The 17,605-nt window shown below is 71.8% G+C and carries 16 protein-coding genes and 3 pseudogenes; 14 read left to right on the top strand and 5 right to left on the bottom strand.

Annotated features, from left to right (window positions below; translation table 11 throughout):
• The first annotated feature begins 8 nt into the window (after nt 1-8).
• Entirely contained in the window at nt 9-893 is an 885-nt protein-coding gene (locus ACIA8D_RS19320) for an endonuclease/exonuclease/phosphatase family protein (RefSeq protein WP_399233914.1), read from the top strand.
• On the opposite strand, the gene ACIA8D_RS19315 is transcribed toward ACIA8D_RS19320, so the two are convergent.
• Complete coding sequence (locus tag ACIA8D_RS19315) at nt 883-1,710, bottom strand: alpha/beta fold hydrolase (RefSeq protein ID WP_399233640.1); 828 nt, start codon at nt 1,708-1,710, stop codon at nt 883-885. The genes ACIA8D_RS19320 and ACIA8D_RS19315 overlap by 11 nt on opposite strands.
• A gap of 70 nt (nt 1,711-1,780) precedes the next feature.
• Here ACIA8D_RS19315 and ACIA8D_RS19310 point away from each other — a divergent pair, with 70 nt between their 5' ends.
• The gene (locus tag ACIA8D_RS19310) at nt 1,781-2,731 is read left to right on the top strand and encodes a GlxA family transcriptional regulator (protein ID WP_399233637.1); all 951 of its coding nucleotides are present in this window, start codon (nt 1,781-1,783) and stop codon (nt 2,729-2,731) included.
• 23 nt (nt 2,732-2,754) lie between these two features.
• Here ACIA8D_RS19310 and ACIA8D_RS19305 read toward each other — a convergent pair whose 3' ends face one another.
• Complete coding sequence (locus ACIA8D_RS19305; protein ID WP_399233635.1) at nt 2,755-4,557, bottom strand: flavin-containing monooxygenase; 1,803 nt, start codon at nt 4,555-4,557, stop codon at nt 2,755-2,757.
• Between the two features lie 194 nt (nt 4,558-4,751).
• Between ACIA8D_RS19305 and ACIA8D_RS19300 the strand changes: the two genes are divergently transcribed.
• Both ACIA8D_RS19300 and ACIA8D_RS19295 read left to right on the top strand, forming a co-directional pair.
• Nucleotides 4,752-5,810, top strand: a complete 1,059-nt coding sequence (locus ACIA8D_RS19300; protein WP_399233632.1) for an SDR family NAD(P)-dependent oxidoreductase — start codon at nt 4,752-4,754, stop codon at nt 5,808-5,810.
• A gap of 153 nt (nt 5,811-5,963) precedes the next feature.
• Nucleotides 5,964-6,995 carry an SMP-30/gluconolactonase/LRE family protein gene (locus ACIA8D_RS19295; RefSeq protein ID WP_399233631.1) on the top strand — a complete coding sequence of 344 codons (1,032 nt, stop codon included), beginning with the start codon at nt 5,964-5,966 and terminating at the stop codon, nt 6,993-6,995.
• A 3-nt stretch (nt 6,996-6,998) separates the two neighbouring features.
• Here ACIA8D_RS19295 and ACIA8D_RS19290 read toward each other — a convergent pair whose 3' ends face one another.
• Entirely contained in the window at nt 6,999-7,577 is a 579-nt protein-coding gene (locus ACIA8D_RS19290) for a TetR family transcriptional regulator (RefSeq protein ID WP_399233630.1), read from the bottom strand.
• A gap of 58 nt (nt 7,578-7,635) precedes the next feature.
• Here ACIA8D_RS19290 and ACIA8D_RS19285 point away from each other — a divergent pair, with 58 nt between their 5' ends.
• The 8 genes and pseudogenes from ACIA8D_RS19285 to mnhG all read left to right on the top strand — a co-directional run bounded on the left by ACIA8D_RS19285 (nt 7,636) and on the right by mnhG (nt 15,242).
• Nucleotides 7,636-8,460, top strand: a complete 825-nt coding sequence (locus ACIA8D_RS19285) for an SDR family oxidoreductase (RefSeq protein ID WP_399233627.1) — start codon at nt 7,636-7,638, stop codon at nt 8,458-8,460.
• A 136-nt stretch (nt 8,461-8,596) separates the two neighbouring features.
• Nucleotides 8,597-8,839: pseudogene (locus tag ACIA8D_RS19280) on the top strand (cytochrome P450); the annotation flags it as partial.
• Nucleotides 8,840-8,947: 108 nt separating this feature from the next.
• Entirely contained in the window at nt 8,948-11,842 is a 2,895-nt protein-coding gene (locus ACIA8D_RS19275) for a Na+/H+ antiporter subunit A (protein ID WP_399233625.1), read from the top strand.
• On the top strand, nt 11,839-12,432 hold the full coding sequence (locus ACIA8D_RS19270; RefSeq protein ID WP_399233623.1) for a Na(+)/H(+) antiporter subunit C: 594 nt from the start codon (nt 11,839-11,841) through the stop codon (nt 12,430-12,432). The genes ACIA8D_RS19275 and ACIA8D_RS19270 overlap by 4 nt, the downstream gene beginning before the upstream one ends.
• Entirely contained in the window at nt 12,429-14,021 is a 1,593-nt protein-coding gene (locus tag ACIA8D_RS19265) for a Na+/H+ antiporter subunit D (protein ID WP_399233621.1), read from the top strand. Before ACIA8D_RS19270 ends, ACIA8D_RS19265 begins: the two co-directional genes overlap by 4 nt.
• The gene (locus ACIA8D_RS19260) at nt 14,018-14,581 is read left to right on the top strand and encodes a Na+/H+ antiporter subunit E (protein WP_399233618.1); all 564 of its coding nucleotides are present in this window, start codon (nt 14,018-14,020) and stop codon (nt 14,579-14,581) included. The genes ACIA8D_RS19265 and ACIA8D_RS19260 overlap by 4 nt, the downstream gene beginning before the upstream one ends.
• Complete coding sequence (locus tag ACIA8D_RS19255; RefSeq protein ID WP_399233616.1) at nt 14,578-14,901, top strand: monovalent cation/H+ antiporter complex subunit F; 324 nt, start codon at nt 14,578-14,580, stop codon at nt 14,899-14,901. The genes ACIA8D_RS19260 and ACIA8D_RS19255 overlap by 4 nt, the downstream gene beginning before the upstream one ends.
• Nucleotides 14,898-15,242, top strand: a complete 345-nt coding sequence (gene mnhG, locus ACIA8D_RS19250) for a monovalent cation/H(+) antiporter subunit G (protein WP_399233614.1) — start codon at nt 14,898-14,900, stop codon at nt 15,240-15,242. The genes ACIA8D_RS19255 and mnhG overlap by 4 nt, the downstream gene beginning before the upstream one ends.
• Nucleotides 15,243-15,255: 13 nt before the next feature.
• On the opposite strand, the gene ACIA8D_RS19245 is transcribed toward mnhG, so the two are convergent.
• Nucleotides 15,256-15,555 carry a cytochrome P450 gene (locus ACIA8D_RS19245; RefSeq protein WP_399233612.1) on the bottom strand — a complete coding sequence of 100 codons (300 nt, stop codon included), beginning with the start codon at nt 15,553-15,555 and terminating at the stop codon, nt 15,256-15,258.
• 206 nt (nt 15,556-15,761) lie between these two features.
• On the opposite strand from ACIA8D_RS19245, the pseudogene ACIA8D_RS19240 reads away from it, so the two are divergent.
• Nucleotides 15,762-16,496, top strand: a pseudogene (locus tag ACIA8D_RS19240) (FAD-dependent monooxygenase); the annotation flags it as partial.
• A pseudogene (locus tag ACIA8D_RS19235) lies at nt 16,459-16,781 on the top strand (SDR family NAD(P)-dependent oxidoreductase). The pseudogenes ACIA8D_RS19240 and ACIA8D_RS19235, both read left to right, overlap by 38 nt.
• A gap of 31 nt (nt 16,782-16,812) precedes the next feature.
• Here ACIA8D_RS19235 and ACIA8D_RS19230 read toward each other — a convergent pair.
• A complete protein-coding gene (locus tag ACIA8D_RS19230) occupies nt 16,813-17,559 on the bottom strand; it encodes an AraC family transcriptional regulator (protein WP_399233610.1) in 747 nt (248 codons plus the stop codon).
• Between the last annotated feature and the right edge of the window lie 46 nt (nt 17,560-17,605).

Raw genomic sequence — 17,605 nt, 5'->3', positions numbered from 1 at the left:
CGGTGCCGGTGTTCGGACGGGGCAGACGGTGGACGGCAGTTGCCGTGGCGGCGATCTGCGTGGCACTCATCGGCCCGAGCACGCCCAGCGGCGCACTCGTCTCGGAACCCCTCCCCCTCCCTGTCGGCGCCGCGAAGGAGATCGTTCCGAACCGCGTCATGACGTGGAACATCTGCAACCCCTGCGGCAGCACCCAGAACCTCGGCAGGGCGGCGGACATCGCGACGTACGCGCCACAGGTCATCGGCCTGCAAGAAGCCTGCGTCCGCGACGTCGAGGAAATCCGCGCCTACCTGAAGACCTTCTACGGCCTGACCTACCACGTCGAGTACGGCTCGGTGCTGCGCAACTGGAGCCGCTGCGGAGGCCTCCCGTGGCGACCGGGCGGCTACGGCCAGGCCATCCTCTCGGCGACGCCGATGGCCCACGCCGACACGGTGGAGTACCCGAACGGCGGCTCCGAGGACCGCGGCTACTTGGCGGTGACGACCACGGTGGGCGGCCGACCGGTCCGCGTCTTCAACACCCACCTCGCGCAACGCCAACAAGCACCGTTCCGCGAGAAACAGATCGCCTACTTCGCCAAGGCGCTGGCCCGCCACGAACGCACCATCGCCCTGGGCGACTTCAACGCGACCCCGGACGCCCCCGAGCTCGCCCCTATGTGGTTCCTGTCGAAGGACGCATCCCCAGAGTGCCACCCAAACGCCGGCGCGGCCTGCGAGACAACCACGGACTGGCACAGCAAGTTCGACTACATCTTCCTGCGCGGCTTCGAGTCGCGACGCCATGCGGTCCACCCGAGCGAGTACTCGGACCACCATTCGTTCCGGGCGGATCTGGAACCGGTACGGGGCGATCGCATTGCGAGTTCGAAGCCCCCTACGATGTGAAGAAGTCGGCAAGCGCGCGGCCGATCCGGTCGGGGGCGTTCTCCGTGGGGATGTGATCCGCGTTCGGGATGCGCAGGAGCGTGGTGCGCGGCATCTCGGCGGCGAACCTTTCGGCGTACTCCACCTTCTCGTGGAGGTCGTCCTCGCCCCAGATCAACAGTTTGGGCGTCGCGGACCGCCGTAGCGCGGGAACGAGGTCAAGGGTGTAGCGATTGTCGGCCGCGCCCGCCAGGGCGATCCAGGAGCGGCGCACCCGCTCATCGGTCCACGGATCCGCGTATTCCGCAACCAATGACTCAGTGGCGACACCGGACAGCACCCTCATGATCGCCTGCCGACGGGCGGCGAGCACGCCCTCGCCCGTGTCCGAGTCCCGGAATTGGGCCACGTGGGGCGCGGGCCAGGAGTCGTAGAGGACCGAGTTGACCAAGGCGAATCGGGACACGTCGAGCCGGTTGCGGGCAAGGAGGTGCTGGGCGACGGCGCCGCCGATGTCGTGGCCTGCCAAGGCGAGAGGGCCGGGGAGGTTCAACGAGGAGACGAATCGAGTCACCCAGTCGGCGAGGGCCGGCACCGTGGCCGTTTCCGGGGTGAGTCGGCCTCCTGAGCGTCCCAGTCCGGGCAGGTCGACCGCGACGGGCCGCAACCCCGCGTCAGCGAGGGGCGCGAGCACGGGGAGCCAGACCCTGCTCCAGTACGTACCGTGCAGCATCAGCACGGGTGGGGCGTCCTGCCGCCCTGCGGTCACGTAGCTGGTCGGCTCGCCGTCAACCTGGACCACGGTCCTCAGCACTGTCGTTTCGGTGGTTCCACTCATGTGCCCACTATGTCCTGTGCGGACCGTCCGGCCGAGAGTCCAGAAAGACATCTGGGGGTACAATCCTGCCATGCACCCTCATCGGGTGGTGGCCCTGCTCAACCCGCCGCAGTCGCCCTTCGAGCTTTCCTGCGCCACCGAGGTCTTCGGCACCGTCCTGCAGGACGAGCCGCCCCGGTACAGCTTCCGGATCTGCGCCGAGCACCCCGGCCCCGTGCAGACCACCGCCGGTTACCAGATGCTCGTCGACGCCGGCCTTGCGGCCCTGAGGCAAGCGGACACCGTGATCGTCCCCGGCTGGCAGCCGCCCGGCGCACCCGCGTCATCAGCCGTCACCGGGGCGCTGCGGGCCGCCCACCGGCGCGGGGCGCGGATCGTCGCTGTCTGTACAGGGGCCTTCGTCCTCGCCCAGGCCGGACTGCTGGACGGCCGCCGTGCCACCACCCACTGGCGCGACACCGCCCATCTCGCCGCCGCCTTCCCCCAGGTGCAGTTGGACCAGGACGTGCTCTTCGTGGACCACGGCGACGTGGCGACCAGCGCCGGAACCGGCGCGGGCATCGACCTGTGTCTGCACCTCGTGCGTTCCGACCACGGCGCGGCCTACGCCAGCCAGATCGCCCGGAACATGGTCCTGCCGCCGTACCGGGAGGGCAGCCAACTCCAGTACGCAGCACAGCCCCCAGCAGCCAAGGCGGACGAGTCACTGGCGCCGCTGCTGGAGTGGGCCATCTCCCGGCTCGACACCCGACTCACCCTGGACCGCCTGGCCGAACACGCCGGGCTCTCCAGCCGGACCCTCGCCCGGCGCTTCACCGAACAACTCGGCGCCAGCCCCGGACACTGGCTGCTCGGCCAACGCGTCGACGCAGCACGGGTGCTGCTGGAGCAGACCGACCTGCCGGTCGAAGCCATCGCCACCCGCGTCGGACTCACCTCGGCAGTGAACCTGCGCCGCCGCTTCCGGACATACATGGGCACCACGCCCGGGGCCTACCGACGCGCCTTCAGTCAAACCTGACGACGCATCCGATCCGGGCGCCGTCACCCCTTCTTCCGCAGTACCTCCCCCACGCTCTCCTCCCGCCACCGCCGCAGCAGTTCATGGAAGGCGACCGCGCCATGCGGGTACGCGTTGGGGCCGTTGGGGCGGCCGCGGCCCTCGCGGTTGTAGTAGCCGGGGGTGCAGTCCGCGTGGAACCACTCGTGGTCGGGGGCGCCGTCCGCGCAGGTTGCGCGCCAGGCGGCGACCGCTTCCGGGGTCGGTTCCAGGAGCGCGTCGTCGTGCTCCGCCGCGGCGACGAGGGCCGCGGCGTGGGTGGCCTGTTCGTCGAGGATGTGGCTGAAGTTGACGCTGGAGGAGTTCTGCATCGGGCCCAGCTGGATCAGGTTGGGGAAGCCGGTGGATGTGAAGCCGTGCAGGGTGCGGGGGCCGAACTCGGCCAGAGTGTCGAGGAGTTGGATGCCGTCGCGGCCCGTCACCGGGAGTTTGCCCGACGTGACGCCGGAGACGCCGACCGAGAACCCGGTCGCGAAGATCAGGCAGTCGATCTCGTATTCCACCCCGCCGACGACCACGCCGCGTTCCGTCATGCGCTCGATGCCGTGGGTGTCCGCGGTGTCCACGAGTGTCACGTTCTCGCGGTTGAAGGCGGGAAGGTACAGGTCGGAGAACGTCGGGCGCTTGCAGGCGTAGCGGTACCAGGGCTTGAGGGCCTCGGCGGTCGCGGGGTCGGTGACCTCGGTGGCGACGCGGTCGCGGATCCGGTTCATCGTGGCGTGGTCGGCGGCCTCGTACGCGGCCTCGAAGTCCGGTTCGCCGTCGCGGCGGAAGCTCGGGAGGAGCTTTTCGAGGAGGGCCGCCGACTCCGTCCAGCCGTCGTCGACGAGGTCGCGTTCGGCGTCCTCGCCCGAGACGATCCGCAGGAAGTTCTCGCGGCGCTCGCTCGCCCAGCCGGCGCGGTCCGCGTCGACGTCCTGCGACGTCATGCGCCGCTGCCCACGCACGTCCACGGCGGACGGCGTGCGCTGGAACACGTACAACTGCCGGGCATCCTCAGCCAGTTCGGGGATCGCCTGGACGCCGGTGGCGCCCGTGCCCACGACGCCGACCCGCTTGTCGGCGAGGCCCGTCATGCCGCCCTCGGGACCGCCGCCGGTGTAACCGTAGTCCCAGCGCGAGGTGTGGAAGGTGTGACCCTTGAAGTCCTCGATGCCGGGGATGCCGGGCAGCTTGGGCTCGGAGAGGGTGCCGGTCGCGGTGACGACGTACGTGGCGCGGAATGCGTCGCCCCTGTCCGTCGCGACGAGCCAGTTCTGGGCGGCCTCGTCCCACGTCAGGGCGGTGACGGCGGTCGAGAAGAGCGCGTGCTCGTACAGGTCGAAGTGCTCGGCGATGCGCACCGCGTGGCGCCGGATCTCCTCGCCCGGCGCGTACTTCCACTCGGGTACGTAGCCGGTCTCGTCCAGCATCGGCAGGTAGACGTGCGCCTCGATGTCGCAGTGGATGCCGGGGTAGCGGTTCCAGTACCAGGTGCCGCCGAAGTCGCCGCCCTGCTCGACCACCCGGACCTTCGCCACTCCCTGCTGCCGCATCCGCGCGCCCGCCAGGATGCCGCCGAACCCGCCGCCGACGACCGCGACGTCCACCTCGTCGCTCAGCGGCGCGCGCTCCGGCATGTCTCCGGCGTACGGGTCCGCGGCGAAGTAGCCGAACTCTGCGGTAGTGGAACGGTATTGGGCCGTCGCATCGGGGCGGACGCGGCGCTCGCGTTCGGCGCGGTAGCGCTCGCGCAGCTCCGCCGTCTCCTGCGGGGTCGGTGGCGTGGCGCACTTCGGCAGGGTCATGCGACGGCTTCCTCTCGTGGGGGGGGACATGCGGCGGAGGGAGGTCCTCGCTGGGACTTCCGCACCGTCACGGGTACCGTAACCCAACAACCGGACAACATTGTCCGGTAGGGGTCCGGTGCGGTCCGACCGCGACGTGAAGCCCGACATGAACCCGACGTGAACCCGACGTGCCACGACTCGAAAGGCCCTCGATGTCGAATCCCACCCCCGCCTCCCCGCTGCGCGACTGGCTCGCCGACCCGGCCGCCGGCCAGATCCTGCGCGGCATGCTCGCCTCGCAGGGGCAGAGCGAGGAGGCCCTGGCGCCTGCCCTCGGCCTGCCGCTGGAGCAGCTCGTGCAGATGTCCGGCGGCAAGTTCCCCGCGGAGCTGGTGGGCGTGCTGGTCACGGCCGCCGAGACCGGCGAGATCCCCGAGGGCCTGCCCACCGCTCCCCCGGCCGCCCCCGCGGCCACGCCCGCCGACCCCGGTATCGAGATCGGCGCCCCCGAACCGTGGACCGAGCAGATCACCTCCGGCCGCTTCTCCGGCCAGACCGTCGTGGTCACCGGCGCCGCCTCCGGCATTGGCAGAGCCGTCGCCTCGCGTGTTGTGCGCGAGGGCGGCCGCGTGGTCGGCGTCGACGTGTCGGGCAACAAACTGGCCGACCTGGCCGCCGAGTTGGGCGAGGCGCTCGTGCCGGTCACCGCGGACATCACCGAGCCCACGGCCGCCGACACCGTGCTCGCCGCGGCGGGCGGACGCGTGCACGCACTCGCGAACGTCGCGGGCGTCATGGACGACGACGCCGCCGTCCACGAGGTCGACGACAAGATCTGGCAGCGCGTCATGCGCATCAACGTCGACGGCCCCATGTACCTGATGCGCGCCGTCGTGCCGGGCATGCTCGCGGCGGGCGGCGGCCGGATCGTGAACATCGTGTCCGAGGCGGCGCTGCGCGGCTCGGCGGCCGGCGCCGCGTACACGACGTCGAAGCACGCGCTCGTCGGCCTGACGAAGTCCTCGGCGTACCAGTACGCGGGGACGGGAGTTCAGGTCAACGCGGTCGCGCCGGGCGCCGTCGCCACGGGGATCGAGGTCCCGGCGGGCGCGCCGTTCGGCTCGGCGCGCACCGCGAAGATGCGGGTGGCGATCCCCGGTCTCGCGATGGCGGAGGAGCTGGCGGCGTCCGTCACGTTTCTGCTCAGCCGGGATGCGGTGAACCTCAACGGGGTCGTGCTGCCGTCGGACGGGGGTTGGTCGGTGGCGTGATCGCTCGGCCCGACCGTGGCCGAGGTCGCGGGGCGCTGCCCCGGACCCCGCTGCTCAATCGCCGCAGGGGCTTGAAAAGCCGCTCATTCGCCGCTGAGGCCCCAAGCAACCGGACCTGCCCCCCCCATCCCAGCAAGGAAGGCTCACCCCCACATGCCCACCAGAACGCACACGCTCGCCGCTCTCGCCGCTTTCGGCCTCCTCTCCCTCACCGCCTGTGGCACGCAGACCGCCGACACCTCGGACGCGCGCCCCGCCGCCCCCGCCTCCGGCGAGGGACACACCATCCGCGCCACCCAGGTCTCCCACGTCACCGATCCCCACAAGGCCACCGGCATGACGCTGCTCGAAGGCCCGGTCCTCGCCAAGGACGGTGACCTGCGACTCGTGGACGTCACGGCCCCGCCCGGCGAGCCCAAGGTGATCTCCGTCGACGTGAAGACCGGTGCCCACAAGGGCGTCTACACCGACAAGACCGGCGCCTACACCTCCGCGCAGATCAGCCCGCACGACGGCCGCGTGTATCTGACGGAGTACCAGTCGGGCGACGTCGTCAGCATCGCGCAGGACGGCTCGGCTCCGCACACGTTCTTCTCCGGCAAGGTCGACGGGTCCCCGATGAACCCCGACGACATCGCGTTCGACGACGACGGCAACCTCTACGTCAGCGATCTGCACGGCATGAAGACGGGCGAGGCCGAGGGCCGCATCGTGCGCATCGACCGCGACGGCGGCAAGGCCACGGTCCTCGCCGACAGGCTCGCGCACCCCAACGGCGTGATGCTCGACCCGGAGCAGAAGGGCCTGTGGATCAGCGAACTGGCCAAGGACACCGTCTCGTACCTGCTGCTCGACGCCGACCGGACCAAGGTGACGACGCAGCACGAGGCCATTCACGTCGACGGCGGCGTCGCGCAGACCGACTCCATCGCCGTGGACGCCAAGGGCAATCTCTACCAGGCGCTGCACGGCCGCCCCGCAATGGCGGTCTTCAGCAAGTACGGCGAGCGGCTCGGCACGGTGGAGGTTCCCGCGAAGGAGGCCGTGGGCCTCCAGTCGGCGACCAATGTCGCGATCACGCCGGGCGGCCGGTCCGCGTACATGACGGTCAGCGGGCCGAAGGGCGGATACGTCTACGAGTTCGACGCGCTGGCCAAGGGCATCCGCCTGTCCAACGGCGGCTGACGCTCAGTCCTCTTCGAGGTCGACGGAGCGCAGCGGACCCACCTCGACGCCGAGCAGCCCCCAGGCCGCGAGTGCCAGGCGCTCGCGCTCGGCGAGGGTGGGGCCCGCGACGGCGCCGGAGACCATCGCGATGGCGAGCATCAGCTCGTCGGCGGACAGTCCGCGCCCGGCGGGTGCGCACCCGTCGAGCACGCCGCGCACCCGCGCCGACAGCTCGCGGCCCTGCTCGTCGCCCCCGCGTACGCGCAGCAGGTCGACGAAGGCTGTGGAGCGGGTGATGTGCCAGGTGACGACGCCGAGCACGGAGGTGAGGGTGGCGTCCGGCTCGGCGGCGGCCGTCTCGATCTGCCGCACGTTCTCGTCGAGCACCGCGGAGGCGAGAGCCACCCGGTCGGCGAAGTGCCGGTACAGACTGCCCTGCCCGACCCCGGCCCGGCGCGCAACCGTCGACAGCGGCGCGTTCAGCCCCTGCTCGGCGAAGACCTCACGGGCGGCGGCGATGAGGGCGGCGCGATTGCGGGCGGCGACCCGCCGGCCTTGGTTGGCCGGGCGGGCCCGGTCGGGCTCGGAGGGCTTCGTCACGTTGGCAGCGTAATGCAGCGCAATACCGGCCTGATCAACATCAACGAGGAGGAAGAGAATGTCAAAGCCCGTGGTCGTCGTCATCGGTGTCGGTGGCATGGGAATGCAGATCGCCCGACGTCAGGGCTCCGGGGCCCGGCTCGTCGCAGCCGACTTCGACGCGGACGCGCTCGACGCGGCGGCCGACGAGCTGACGGCCGACGGGTACGAGGTCACCCCCGTACGGGTCGATGTCTCGGACCGGGCGTCGGTCGCGGCGCTCGCCGATCAGTGCGCGGCGCTCGGCCCCGTCACGCAGGTCGCGCACACCGCGGGCCTGTCCCCGGTGCAGGCACCCACGGCCGCGGTGCTCGCGGTGGACCTGCTGGGCGTGGCCCTCGTTCTGGAGGAGTTCGGCAAGGTCGTCGCGGAGGGCGGCGCGGGCGTGGTGATCGCGTCCATGGCTGGACACATGGCGCCGTTGCCGTCCGAGGTCGAGGCCGCGCTCCGCTCCACGCCCACGGACGAGCTGCTCGGCCTGCCGTTCCTGCGGCCCGATGCCCTGGCGGACCCCGGCGCCGCGTATGCGCTCGCCAAGCGCGCCAACCACCTGCGGGTGCAGGCGGCTTCGCTCGCGTGGGGCGCGCGCGGCGCCCGGGTCAACTCGGTCAGCCCCGGCGTCATCTCGACCCGGATGGGGCGCGCCGAACTCGCCGGTGAGTCCGGCTCCCACATGCGCGCGATGATCGAGAATTCGGGCACGGGTCGCGCGGGCACCCCGAACGACATCGCGGAGGCGATGGCGTTCCTCCTCTCCCCGGCGGCCTCGTTCGTCACCGGCACGGACCTCTTGGTGGACGGCGGGGTGGTGGCGGCATTTCGCCCGACCGCCGCGACGCCTTGAAAGACCGGGGCAGCGCCCCGAGGCGTGGGAACGGCTCCCGCCACCGGCATCCGCATGGCCGAGAACACCCCCTGGGCGCACCCGCACCCCGGCGGGAGGCTCAGGGGCGAACCCTCCCCACGAAGGAGCAGCCATGGCCGACACGTTCGACGCCACCCGCCCCTCCATGGAACACCTCGCGTTCGGCCACGGCGTGCACTTCTGCCTGGGCGCCCCGCTCGCCCGCCTGGAGGTCGAGACCGCGCTGCGCATGCTGTTCGACCGCTTCCCCGGCATCGAGCTCGCCGTCCCCGTGGCAGAGCTTGCGCCGTACCCGACGCTGATCAGCAACGGGCACACCGCCCTCCCCGTACGCATGAAGCCGGAGGCTCCGCAGTAGCCCGCTCCGCGCTGACGGCACACGGCGCCCCGCCCCGTCGCGGACCGGGTGCGGCTCCCCCGGCGCGCCCCACCCGGCGTACGCCTTTTCACCCGATATGTATCGTGTATGACCGCACTGGTCCTCGCACACTTCGTCGTCGCGCTCTGCGCCGCCCCGCTGATCCGCCGGGTGGGGTCCCGCGCGTTCGTCCTGCTCGCGCTGCCGCCGGCCGCCGCCCTCGGGTGGGCGCTGTCCCGCTGGGGCGAGGTGAGCGGCGGCGGGGCGAGCGAAGAGGCCTGGTGGTGGATCAGGGACTACGACGTCGAGATCGCGTTCCGGCTCGACGCACTGTCCCTCGTGATGGTGCTGCTCGCGGTCGGCATCGGGGCGCTCGTGCTGCTGTACTGCGTGCGCTACTTCGACGGCGGCGCCCGGCAGTTGGGCTCGTTCGGCGGCAACCTCCTCGCGTTCGCGGGCGCGATGCTCGGGCTCGTCCTGGCCGACGACCTCATGACCCTCTATTTGTTCTGGGAGCTCACCACCGTCCTGTCCTTCCTGCTCATCGGCTACGACAGCGAGAAGCGCGCCAGCCGCCGCTGCGCGCTGCAGGCCCTGACGGTGACCTCGGTCGGCGGGCTCGCGATGTTCGTCGGCTTCCTGATGCTCGGTCACCTGGCGGGCACCTACCGGATCTCGCACATCCTTCAGTCGCCGCCCGCCGCGAGCGGCACGCTGTCGGCCGCGCTCGTCCTGATCCTGTGCGGGGCGCTCGCCAAGTCGGCGATCTGGCCGCTGAGCATGTGGCTGCCGAACGCGATGGCGGCGCCCACCCCGGTCAGCGCCTATCTGCACGCCGCCGCGATGGTGAAGGCGGGCGTCTACCTGGTGGCGCGGTTCGCTCCCGCCTTCGCCCATGTCGCGCCGTGGCGTCCCGTGCTCCTTACCCTGGGCGCGCTGACGATGCTGCTCGGCGGCTGGCGCGCGCTGCGGCTCAACGACCTCAAGCTGGTGCTCGCCTACGGAACCGTCAGCCAGCTCGGCTTCCTGATGGTGCTCGCGGGCGACGGCACGTACAACGCCGCGCTCGCCGCCATCGCGGTGATCCTCGGGCACGCCCTGTTCAAGGCGCCGCTGTTCCTGGTGACGGGGATCGTCGACCACGCGAGCGGCACCCGTGACCTCAGACGGCTCTCGGGTGTGGGGCGGCTGCTCCCCTGGGTGGCCGGCACCGCCGTTCTCGCGGGCGCGTCGATGGCGGCGCTTCCGCCGCTGCTCGGGTTCGCCGCGAAGGAGGCCGCGTTCGACGCGCTGCTGCACGGCAGCGTCGGCGAGCGGTGGGTGCTCGCCGTCATCGTCGTCGGATCCGCGCTCACCACCGCGTACACACTGCGCTTCCTGTGGGGCGCGTTCGCGCGCAAGCCCGGTGTCGCGGACACACCCGTGCACCGCGTCGGGGCCGCCTTCCTGGCGCCGCCCGCACTGCTCGCCCTCGCGGGTCTGCTGTTCGGACCGGGCATCGGCTGGACGGCACACCTCTTCGAGCAGTACGCGCAGCAGTACCCGGTCCCCGCGCACCCCTACCACCTGGCGCTGTGGCACGGGTTCGGCACGGCGCTCGGTCTGTCGGTGCTCGCGTGGGCGGGCGGCGCGGTGCTGTTCCTGGCGCGGGAGCCGGTGGTTCGGTTCGGGCGGCGGCTCGCCTGGCCGAAGGCGGACGAGGCGTTCGGCCGCACCGTCCTCGGCCTCGAACGCTCCGCGCTCCAGATCACGGGCGCGGTGCAGAAGGGCTCGCTGCCCTCGTACGTGGCGACGGTCCTGGGTGTCATGTTCGTCGGGCTCCTCGCGGTCCTCGCCACCGACCGGCCCTGGGGTGCCGCCCCCGCGCCGCGCCTGTGGGACCACCCGATGCAGGCGGGCGTCGGCGCGCTGACATGTGCCTGCGCGCTGATGTGCCTGGTGGTGCAGCGGCGCATGAAGGCGGCGGTGCTCGCGGGCCTGACCGGGTACGGCACGGCGCTCCTGTACGTGGTGCAGGGCGCGCCCGACCTGGCGCTCACCCAGTTCGGCGTGGAGACGGTGTCGACCGTGGTGCTCGTCCTCGTCCTGCGGCGTCTGCCGGTGTTCTTCGGTGACACGCAGCGGACCTGGCGCTGGGGTGTGAGCATGCTGCTCGCGCTCGGCAGCAGCGTCGCGGTGGCGCTCTCGGTGTGGCTGGCGACAGGCGCGCGCACGGCGGAGCCCGCGGGCGCCGCGCACATCGAGGAGACCGCGCACCACGGCCTCAAGGACGTCGTCGCGACGATCCTCGTGGACTTCCGGGCCTGGGACACCATGGGCGAGTCGGCCGTGCTCGCCGTCGCCGTGCTCGGTGTCACGAGCCTGCTCTACGTGCACCGGCGCCAGGGCCGGGCGACCGCGCCACCGCCCCGGCTGCCCGGCGGGGTGACCGCATGGTCGCTGGCCACCTCGAAGCTGAAGGTGCCCGCCAAGTACCAGCAGGGCGCCCCCGAGCGCAGTTGGCTGGTGGCCGGTGACACGCTCGCCCCTGAGCACCGCTCGGTCGTCTTCGAGGTGGTGGCGCGGCTCGTCTTCCACCCGATCCTGATGCTGTCGGTGTATCTGCTGCTGTGCGCGGAGAACCTGCCGGGCGGCGGCTTCGTCGGCGGGCTCGTCGCCGGTGTTGCCCTGACGATCCGTTATCTGGCGGGCGGGCGGCACGAGTTGGCGGTGGCGGCGCCGGTCCACCCCGGTTTCTTCACCGGGCTCGGCCTGACGCTCTCGACGTCGGTCGCGCTCGTCGGGCTCGCCGACGGCACGGTGCTGCACGCCTGGACCTGGCACGGCCACCTGCCGCTGATCGGCGACTGGCACGCGGGCACCGCCGTCGTCTTCGACCTCGGCGTGTATCTGCTGGTCCTCGGCGTGGTCCTGGACGTCGTACGGGCGCTCGGCTCGAAGATCGACCAGCAGACCGAGTACAGGGCGAGTCTCGCGCTCGCCGGGGAGGCACAGAACTCGTGACCGTCAGTCTCACCCTGCTGGTCTGCGCGGTCGTGCTGACCAGCGCAGGCGGGATCCTCATCCACACGCGCAGCCTCACCCGGGTCCTCGTCGGCATCATCGTGTGCGGCAACGGCGTCAACCTCTTCGTCCTCGCCTCGACGGGGGCGGCCGGATTCCCGCCGCTGCTGTACCCGGGCGTCGACGCGGCCAAGGTGACCGATCCGCTGCCGCAGGCCATCATCCTCACCGCCGTCGTCATCACGCTCGCCACCACGGCGTTCGTGCTCGCGATGGCGTACCGCAGCAGTCAGTTGACCGGCTCGGACTTCGTGCCGGACGACATCGCGGACCGGCGGGTGGTGCTGCGCGCGGAGATCTCCGCCGAGCGGGCCGAGCTGCGCGAACGCCATCGCGGCGAGGGCCCGAGCGCCTGGCGCGACGAGCGGCGAGAGCAGCGCCGCAGGCTGCGTGCCGACCGCGCCTACCAGGCCCGCGCCCGGGACGCGGACGGCGACCTGTGGGACGACGTCCTGGGCGCGGACCCGCCCGAGGCGTCCGCCGCCGACCCGGCCGAGCCCACCGAGACCCGCCCGGAGGAGACCCGGTGAACGCCCTCGTCCCGCTGCCCGTCGTGCTGCCCCTCGTGGTGTGCGGGCTGACCCTGTTCATCGGGCCACGCCTTCGCTGGCTGCACCGGCTGATCACCGTCGGGGTGCTCGCGGCGGTCGTCGCCGTCGACGTCGTCCTGCTCGTCGAGGCCGACCGCACGGGACCGCTCGTGGTGCATCTCGGAGACTTCGGGCCGCCGCTCGGTGTCACTCTCGTCGCCGATCGCCTGGCAGCGCTGATGCTCCTGGTGTCCGGCGCCGTCACCTTCATCGTCCTGATCTACGCGATGAGCCAGGGCATGGCCGACCGCGAGGAACGGGCGCCAATCGCCGTCTTCCACCCCGCGTATCTGGTCCTGGTCGCCGGGGTGTCACTGACGTTCCTCGCCGGCGACCTCGTGAACCTCTACGTCGGCTTCGAGATCATGCTGATGGCCAGCTTCGTACTGCTCACGGTGGGTGCCACGGAGCCACGGGTGCGGGCCGGATCGACGTACGTCGTCGTCTCCCTCGTCTCGTCCCTGGTGTTCCTGTGCGGGATCGCCGTGACCTACGCGGCGGTGGGCACCGTGAACTTCGCGCAGCTCGCCCAGCGCATGCCCGAACTCCCGCTGGGAGTCAGCACGCTGGCGGAGGTGCTGCTGCTCACGGTGTTCGGGGTGAAGGCGGCGGCGTTCCCCGTCGCGGCCTGGCTGCCCGACTCATACCCGACGGCGCCCGCACCGGTGACGGCGGTGTTCGCCGGACTGCTCACCAAGGTCGGCGTGTACTCGATGATCCGCGCGGACACCCTGTTCTTCCCCGGCAACCGGCTCTCCGGCGCGCTGATGGCGGTGGCCTTCGCCTCGATGATCATCGGCATCCTCGGCGCGGTGGCCCAGACCGACCTCAAGCGCCTGCTGTCCTTCACGCTCGTCAGCCACATCGGCTTCATGCTGTACGGGCTCGCGCTGGGCACCAAGGGCGGCATCGGCGGCGCCATCGTCTACACGGCGCACCACATCACCGTGCAGACGACGCTGTTCCTGGCGGCGGGACTGCTCGAAAAACGGTACGGGACAACGGAGTTGACACGACTGGGCGGCACGATGCGCTCGGCGCCGCTGCTCGCCGCGCTCTGGTTCGTGCCCGCCATGAACCTCGCCGGGATCCCGCCGCTGTCCGGGTTCCTCGGCAAGCTGGGCCTGATGCGGGCGGGCGCGGCGGCCGGCGGTGTGTGGTCGTACACGCTGCTCGCCGCGGCCGCCGTGACCAGCCTGCTGACCCTGTACGTGATGGCGAAGGTGTGGAACCTGGTGTTCTGGCGGGCGGCCCCCGCCCAACCCCCGTCCGAGGACGACGTGCTGGAGGAGAGCGACGATCCGGACTCGGCGCCGGAGGACAGCGGCGGCGGCGCCGCGGTGGCGACCGCCGTGTGCGTACGCACCACGATGCGTGTGCCGCGCGTCATGACCGCGGCGACGGCCGCCGCGGTCGTCCTCGGCCTCTCCTACACCCTACTGGCCACCCCGCTGACCGGCCTCGCCGACCGCTCGGCCGCCGAACTCCTCTCCCGCACGCCCTACGTCGAGGCGGTGCTCGACCAGTGAACTCCTCCGGACACAAGACCCGTTGGCGCCGCATCGACCTGCCACTGATCGCCTGGCTCACGGTCATCTGGACGCTGTTGTGGACGGGCCTGAGCTGGGGCAACGTCATCAGCGGCGTGGTGGTCGCGATCGTGCTGTGCCTGGTCTTCCCGCTGCCCGCCGTCGAACTCGACCTGCGGCTGCGCCCGGTCGGCATCGTCCGGCTCGCCGGCTACCTCCTGTACGACATGACCTCGTCCACGGTCACCGTGACCTGGCAGACGCTGCACGGAAAGCCGGGGCCCGCGGCCGTGATCGCGGTGCCGCTGCGCTGCCGCACCGACCTGATGATCGCGGCGACCGCCGTCGCCGTGTCCAGCGTCCCCGGTGGCGCGCTCGTGGAGGTCAACGGCTCCACCGCCACCCTTTTCCTGCACGTCGTGCATGCCGACGACCCGCGGGCGGTGGACCGGGCCCGCGCCGACGTGCGACGCCTGGAGACCCTCGTCGTACGGGCCTTCGGGACGCGGGACGAAATCGCCCGACTCACCGCTCCCGAGGAAAGGGCGCCCAACGCATGAAGCTGGCCAACGACATCCTGCTCAACGGCGCGCTGGTGCTGATCGTCCTGGCCGGCGCGCTCCTCCTGGTGCGGATCTGGCGCGGCCCGTCGATGCTGGACCGGGCCGTGTCCGTCGACATCGCGGCCGTGCTCATCATCGCCGGGATCGGGGTCAACGCCGCGATCACACGCACCAGTTACTACCTGTCGATCATGCTGGTGATCGCCTTCCTCGGCTTCACGAGTTCGGTGGCGATCGCGCGCTTCATCGCGGCGCGCGACCGGCCCGGGATCCGGCCGAGGTCCGGCATCATCTCCCTCGAGAAGGAGCGCCCGTGAACTGGCACGACGTCACCGATCTCGCCGGCTCCGCGCTGCTGTTCCTCGGCGCGGCGGTCTGCCTGACCGGCGTCATCGGCATGCTCCGACTGCCCGACGTACTGACCCGCAGCCACGCCGCGACCAATCCGCAGACCCTCGGCATGCTGCTGCTCGTGGCGGGTGTCGCGCTGCGGCTGCGCTCGGGCGTCGACCTGGGCACGCTCGCTCTGGTCGCCTTCTTCCAGCTGCTGACCAGCGCGGTCGCGGCCCATCTGGTGGCGCGGGCCGCGTATCGCACGGGTCAGGTCGGCGAGGTGGCACTGCTGCGCGACGAGCTGGCCTCGGCACCGCGGCAGTGAGGCCGCAGGACCGTCAGGCGGCGGTCCTGACGCGCACGGGCAGCGACTCCCAGGCGCGCAGCGTGTTGTTGGCGTGCCGCCGGGGCTCGGCCATGAACTCGAACGACTCGACACGGCGGGCGAGCGCCGTGAGCAGCACCTCCGCCTCCAGGCGGGCGACGCGCTGGCCCACGCACTGGTGCAGGCCCATGCCGAAGCCGACGTGGCCGGAGGAGTCCCGGGTGAGGTCGAGGCGCTCCGGGTCGGTCCAGCGGTCCGGGTCGTGGTTCGCGGCGCCCAGGAACATGAGGATCTTCGAGCCTTCGGGGATCACGGTACCCGGTCGCCGACCTTCAGCCGGTCGTGCACGTAGGCGGAGCCTCCCCGGCCGTCCGGACCTGGACGGGCTCGCGGAGGACTGCGCGCGACGGGGTGTACGAGTTCTGGCTGAGCGCCGCGCCGTTGCCCATCACCGGGGCCGTCGGCTCCCGGTCAATCCGATCGCCGTCAAGTAGGCGCAGAAGCATAGGAGTTCACTTCATGACGTCCTCTCGTCGGGTCCTCGTGATCGGCGGCGGGGCCGCCGGGGCAGCGGCCACGATCCTATTGCGCCGCGCCGGGGTGTCCGTCGACCTCGTCGAGGCGAAGGCCGGCTGGAACGCCGGCGCCGGATCCGGCATCACCCTCCAGGGCAACGCGCTGCGGGTGCTGCGCGACCTGGGCGTGTGGGAGCGGATCGACGCCGCCGGCTACGGCTTCGGCTCGGTGGGCATCACCGCCCCCGACGGCACGGTGCTGCACGTCCAGGACGATCTGCGCACGGGCGACGACCTGCCCGCGACGGTCGGCATGCAGCGGCCGCGCTTGCAGGAGATCCTCAGCGACGCGGTGCGTGCGAGCGGCGCCACCGTGCGGCTCGGCACGACGGCCGAGAGCCTCCAGAACGACGGCACCGGCGTGTCCGTGCGGCTCGGCGACGGCGGCGAGCACCGCTACGACCTCGTGATCGCCGCCGACGGCCTCGGCTCCGCGACCCGCGCCGCGATCGGCATCCCCGACCGGCCGCGGCCCACCGGCATGGCCATCTGGCGCACCGCCGCACCCCGCCCGGCCGGGGTGCCCCGCACCGACCTGGCGTACGGCGGCCCCGCCCATATCGCGGGCTACTGTCCGACCAGCGAGTCGACGCTCTACGCGTACGTGGTGGAGGCCAACCGCGACCGGGCGACGGTACCCGGTGGCGTACACGGCCGGCAAGTGGGGGCTGCGTGGCCTGTCGCAGAGCGCCGCCCTCGAACTCGGGCCCCGGGGGATCCGGGTCAACACCGTCCACCCCGGCTACATCGAGACGGAGATGACGGCGTCTGCCGCGCCCGCGTTCCGTGCGTCCTCCGCGAGACACCGCTCGGCCGTACCGGTGGTGTCGACGAGGTCGCCCCGGTCGTGGTGTTCCTGCTGTCGGACGCCGCCTCGTTCATCACCGGCGCCGAGATCCCGGTCGACGGCGGGCTCACCGCCCACGGAGGCGTCAAGTCGATCTCGGACGCGCTGCGGCCCTGACCTGTCCGAACGCGGCATTGCGCAACACGCTTTAGTGCGCACCCGGCGTGTGTCCGAACGCGCGGCGGAACACGTCGATGAACGCGCTCGTCGACGACCAGCCGCACAGGTTCGCCACCGTCGTCACCGGTGTGCGGTCCGCGAGCAGGATCAGCGCGTGGTGCAGGCGCAGTTGGGTGCGCCACTGCGGGAACGTCATGCCGAGGTCGGCCCGGAAGAGCCGGGACAGGGTGCGATCGCTCGCCCCGACCTCCCGGCCGAGTTCGGCCAGGGTGCGGCGGTCGGCCGGATCCGCGTGCAGGAGGTCGCACACGGCGCGGAGCAGGGGGGCGGTCGGCGTCGGCAGGTGCAGCGGCTGCTGCGGTGACAGCTTGAGCTGGTCGAGCAGCACCGCGCGCAGCCGGGCCCGTTCGGGGTCTTCGCCCTCGGGCGTGCGCGTGTACTCGACGATCAGCTCGCGCAGCAGCGGGCCGACGGCGAGCACGGCCGGGGTGTCGAGGCCGAGCGGGTTCTCGGTCGCGGGCAGCCCCACGAAGTGCAACTCCACGTCGCCGTGGGCCTGGTGGGCGTGCACGGTGTCGGCGGGCACCCACAGTGCGCGGGTGCCGGGCGCGACCCACGACCCGGCGTCGGTGGTGACGGCGACGACGCCCCGGCCGGCGTAGACGATTTGGTGGTCGTCGTGCCGGTGCGCGTCGATCTCGGCCCCGTGCGGCATGTGCCTCGTGTACGTGGGGGCCACGGGGGTGTGTCGGACGGCGTGGCGGTTCTTCGGCATTGTCTGGCAGGTTATCGGAAGCGCGACAGCGAGCCCGCTCGCGACG

The organism is Streptomyces sp. NPDC051684, assembly GCF_044453445.1.
In the GTDB taxonomy this organism is placed as follows: Bacteria; Actinomycetota; Actinomycetes; order Streptomycetales; family Streptomycetaceae; genus Streptomyces.
The sequence above is the reverse complement of the archived record's forward strand: the minus strand, read 5'-3'. Positions and strand labels throughout refer to the sequence as shown.

What these genes read in the sequence shown, in the direction of transcription:
- ACIA8D_RS19305 (WP_399233635.1), bottom strand. Translation starts at nt 4,557, where the DNA reads ATGACCCTGCCGAAGTGCGCCACGCCACCGACCCCGCAGGAGACGGCG.
- ACIA8D_RS19315 (WP_399233640.1), bottom strand. Translation starts at nt 1,710, where the DNA reads ATGAGTGGAACCACCGAAACGACAGTGCTGAGGACCGTGGTCCAGGTT.
- ACIA8D_RS19300 (WP_399233632.1), top strand. Translation starts at nt 4,752, where the DNA reads ATGTCGAATCCCACCCCCGCCTCCCCGCTGCGCGACTGGCTCGCCGAC.
- ACIA8D_RS19275 (WP_399233625.1), top strand. Translation starts at nt 8,948, where the DNA reads ATGACCGCACTGGTCCTCGCACACTTCGTCGTCGCGCTCTGCGCCGCC.
- ACIA8D_RS19310 (WP_399233637.1), top strand. Translation starts at nt 1,781, where the DNA reads ATGCACCCTCATCGGGTGGTGGCCCTGCTCAACCCGCCGCAGTCGCCC.
- ACIA8D_RS19295 (WP_399233631.1), top strand. Translation starts at nt 5,964, where the DNA reads ATGCCCACCAGAACGCACACGCTCGCCGCTCTCGCCGCTTTCGGCCTC.
- ACIA8D_RS19230 (WP_399233610.1), bottom strand. Translation starts at nt 17,559, where the DNA reads ATGCCGAAGAACCGCCACGCCGTCCGACACACCCCCGTGGCCCCCACG.
- ACIA8D_RS19285 (WP_399233627.1), top strand. Translation starts at nt 7,636, where the DNA reads ATGTCAAAGCCCGTGGTCGTCGTCATCGGTGTCGGTGGCATGGGAATG.
- ACIA8D_RS19255 (WP_399233616.1), top strand. Translation starts at nt 14,578, where the DNA reads ATGAAGCTGGCCAACGACATCCTGCTCAACGGCGCGCTGGTGCTGATC.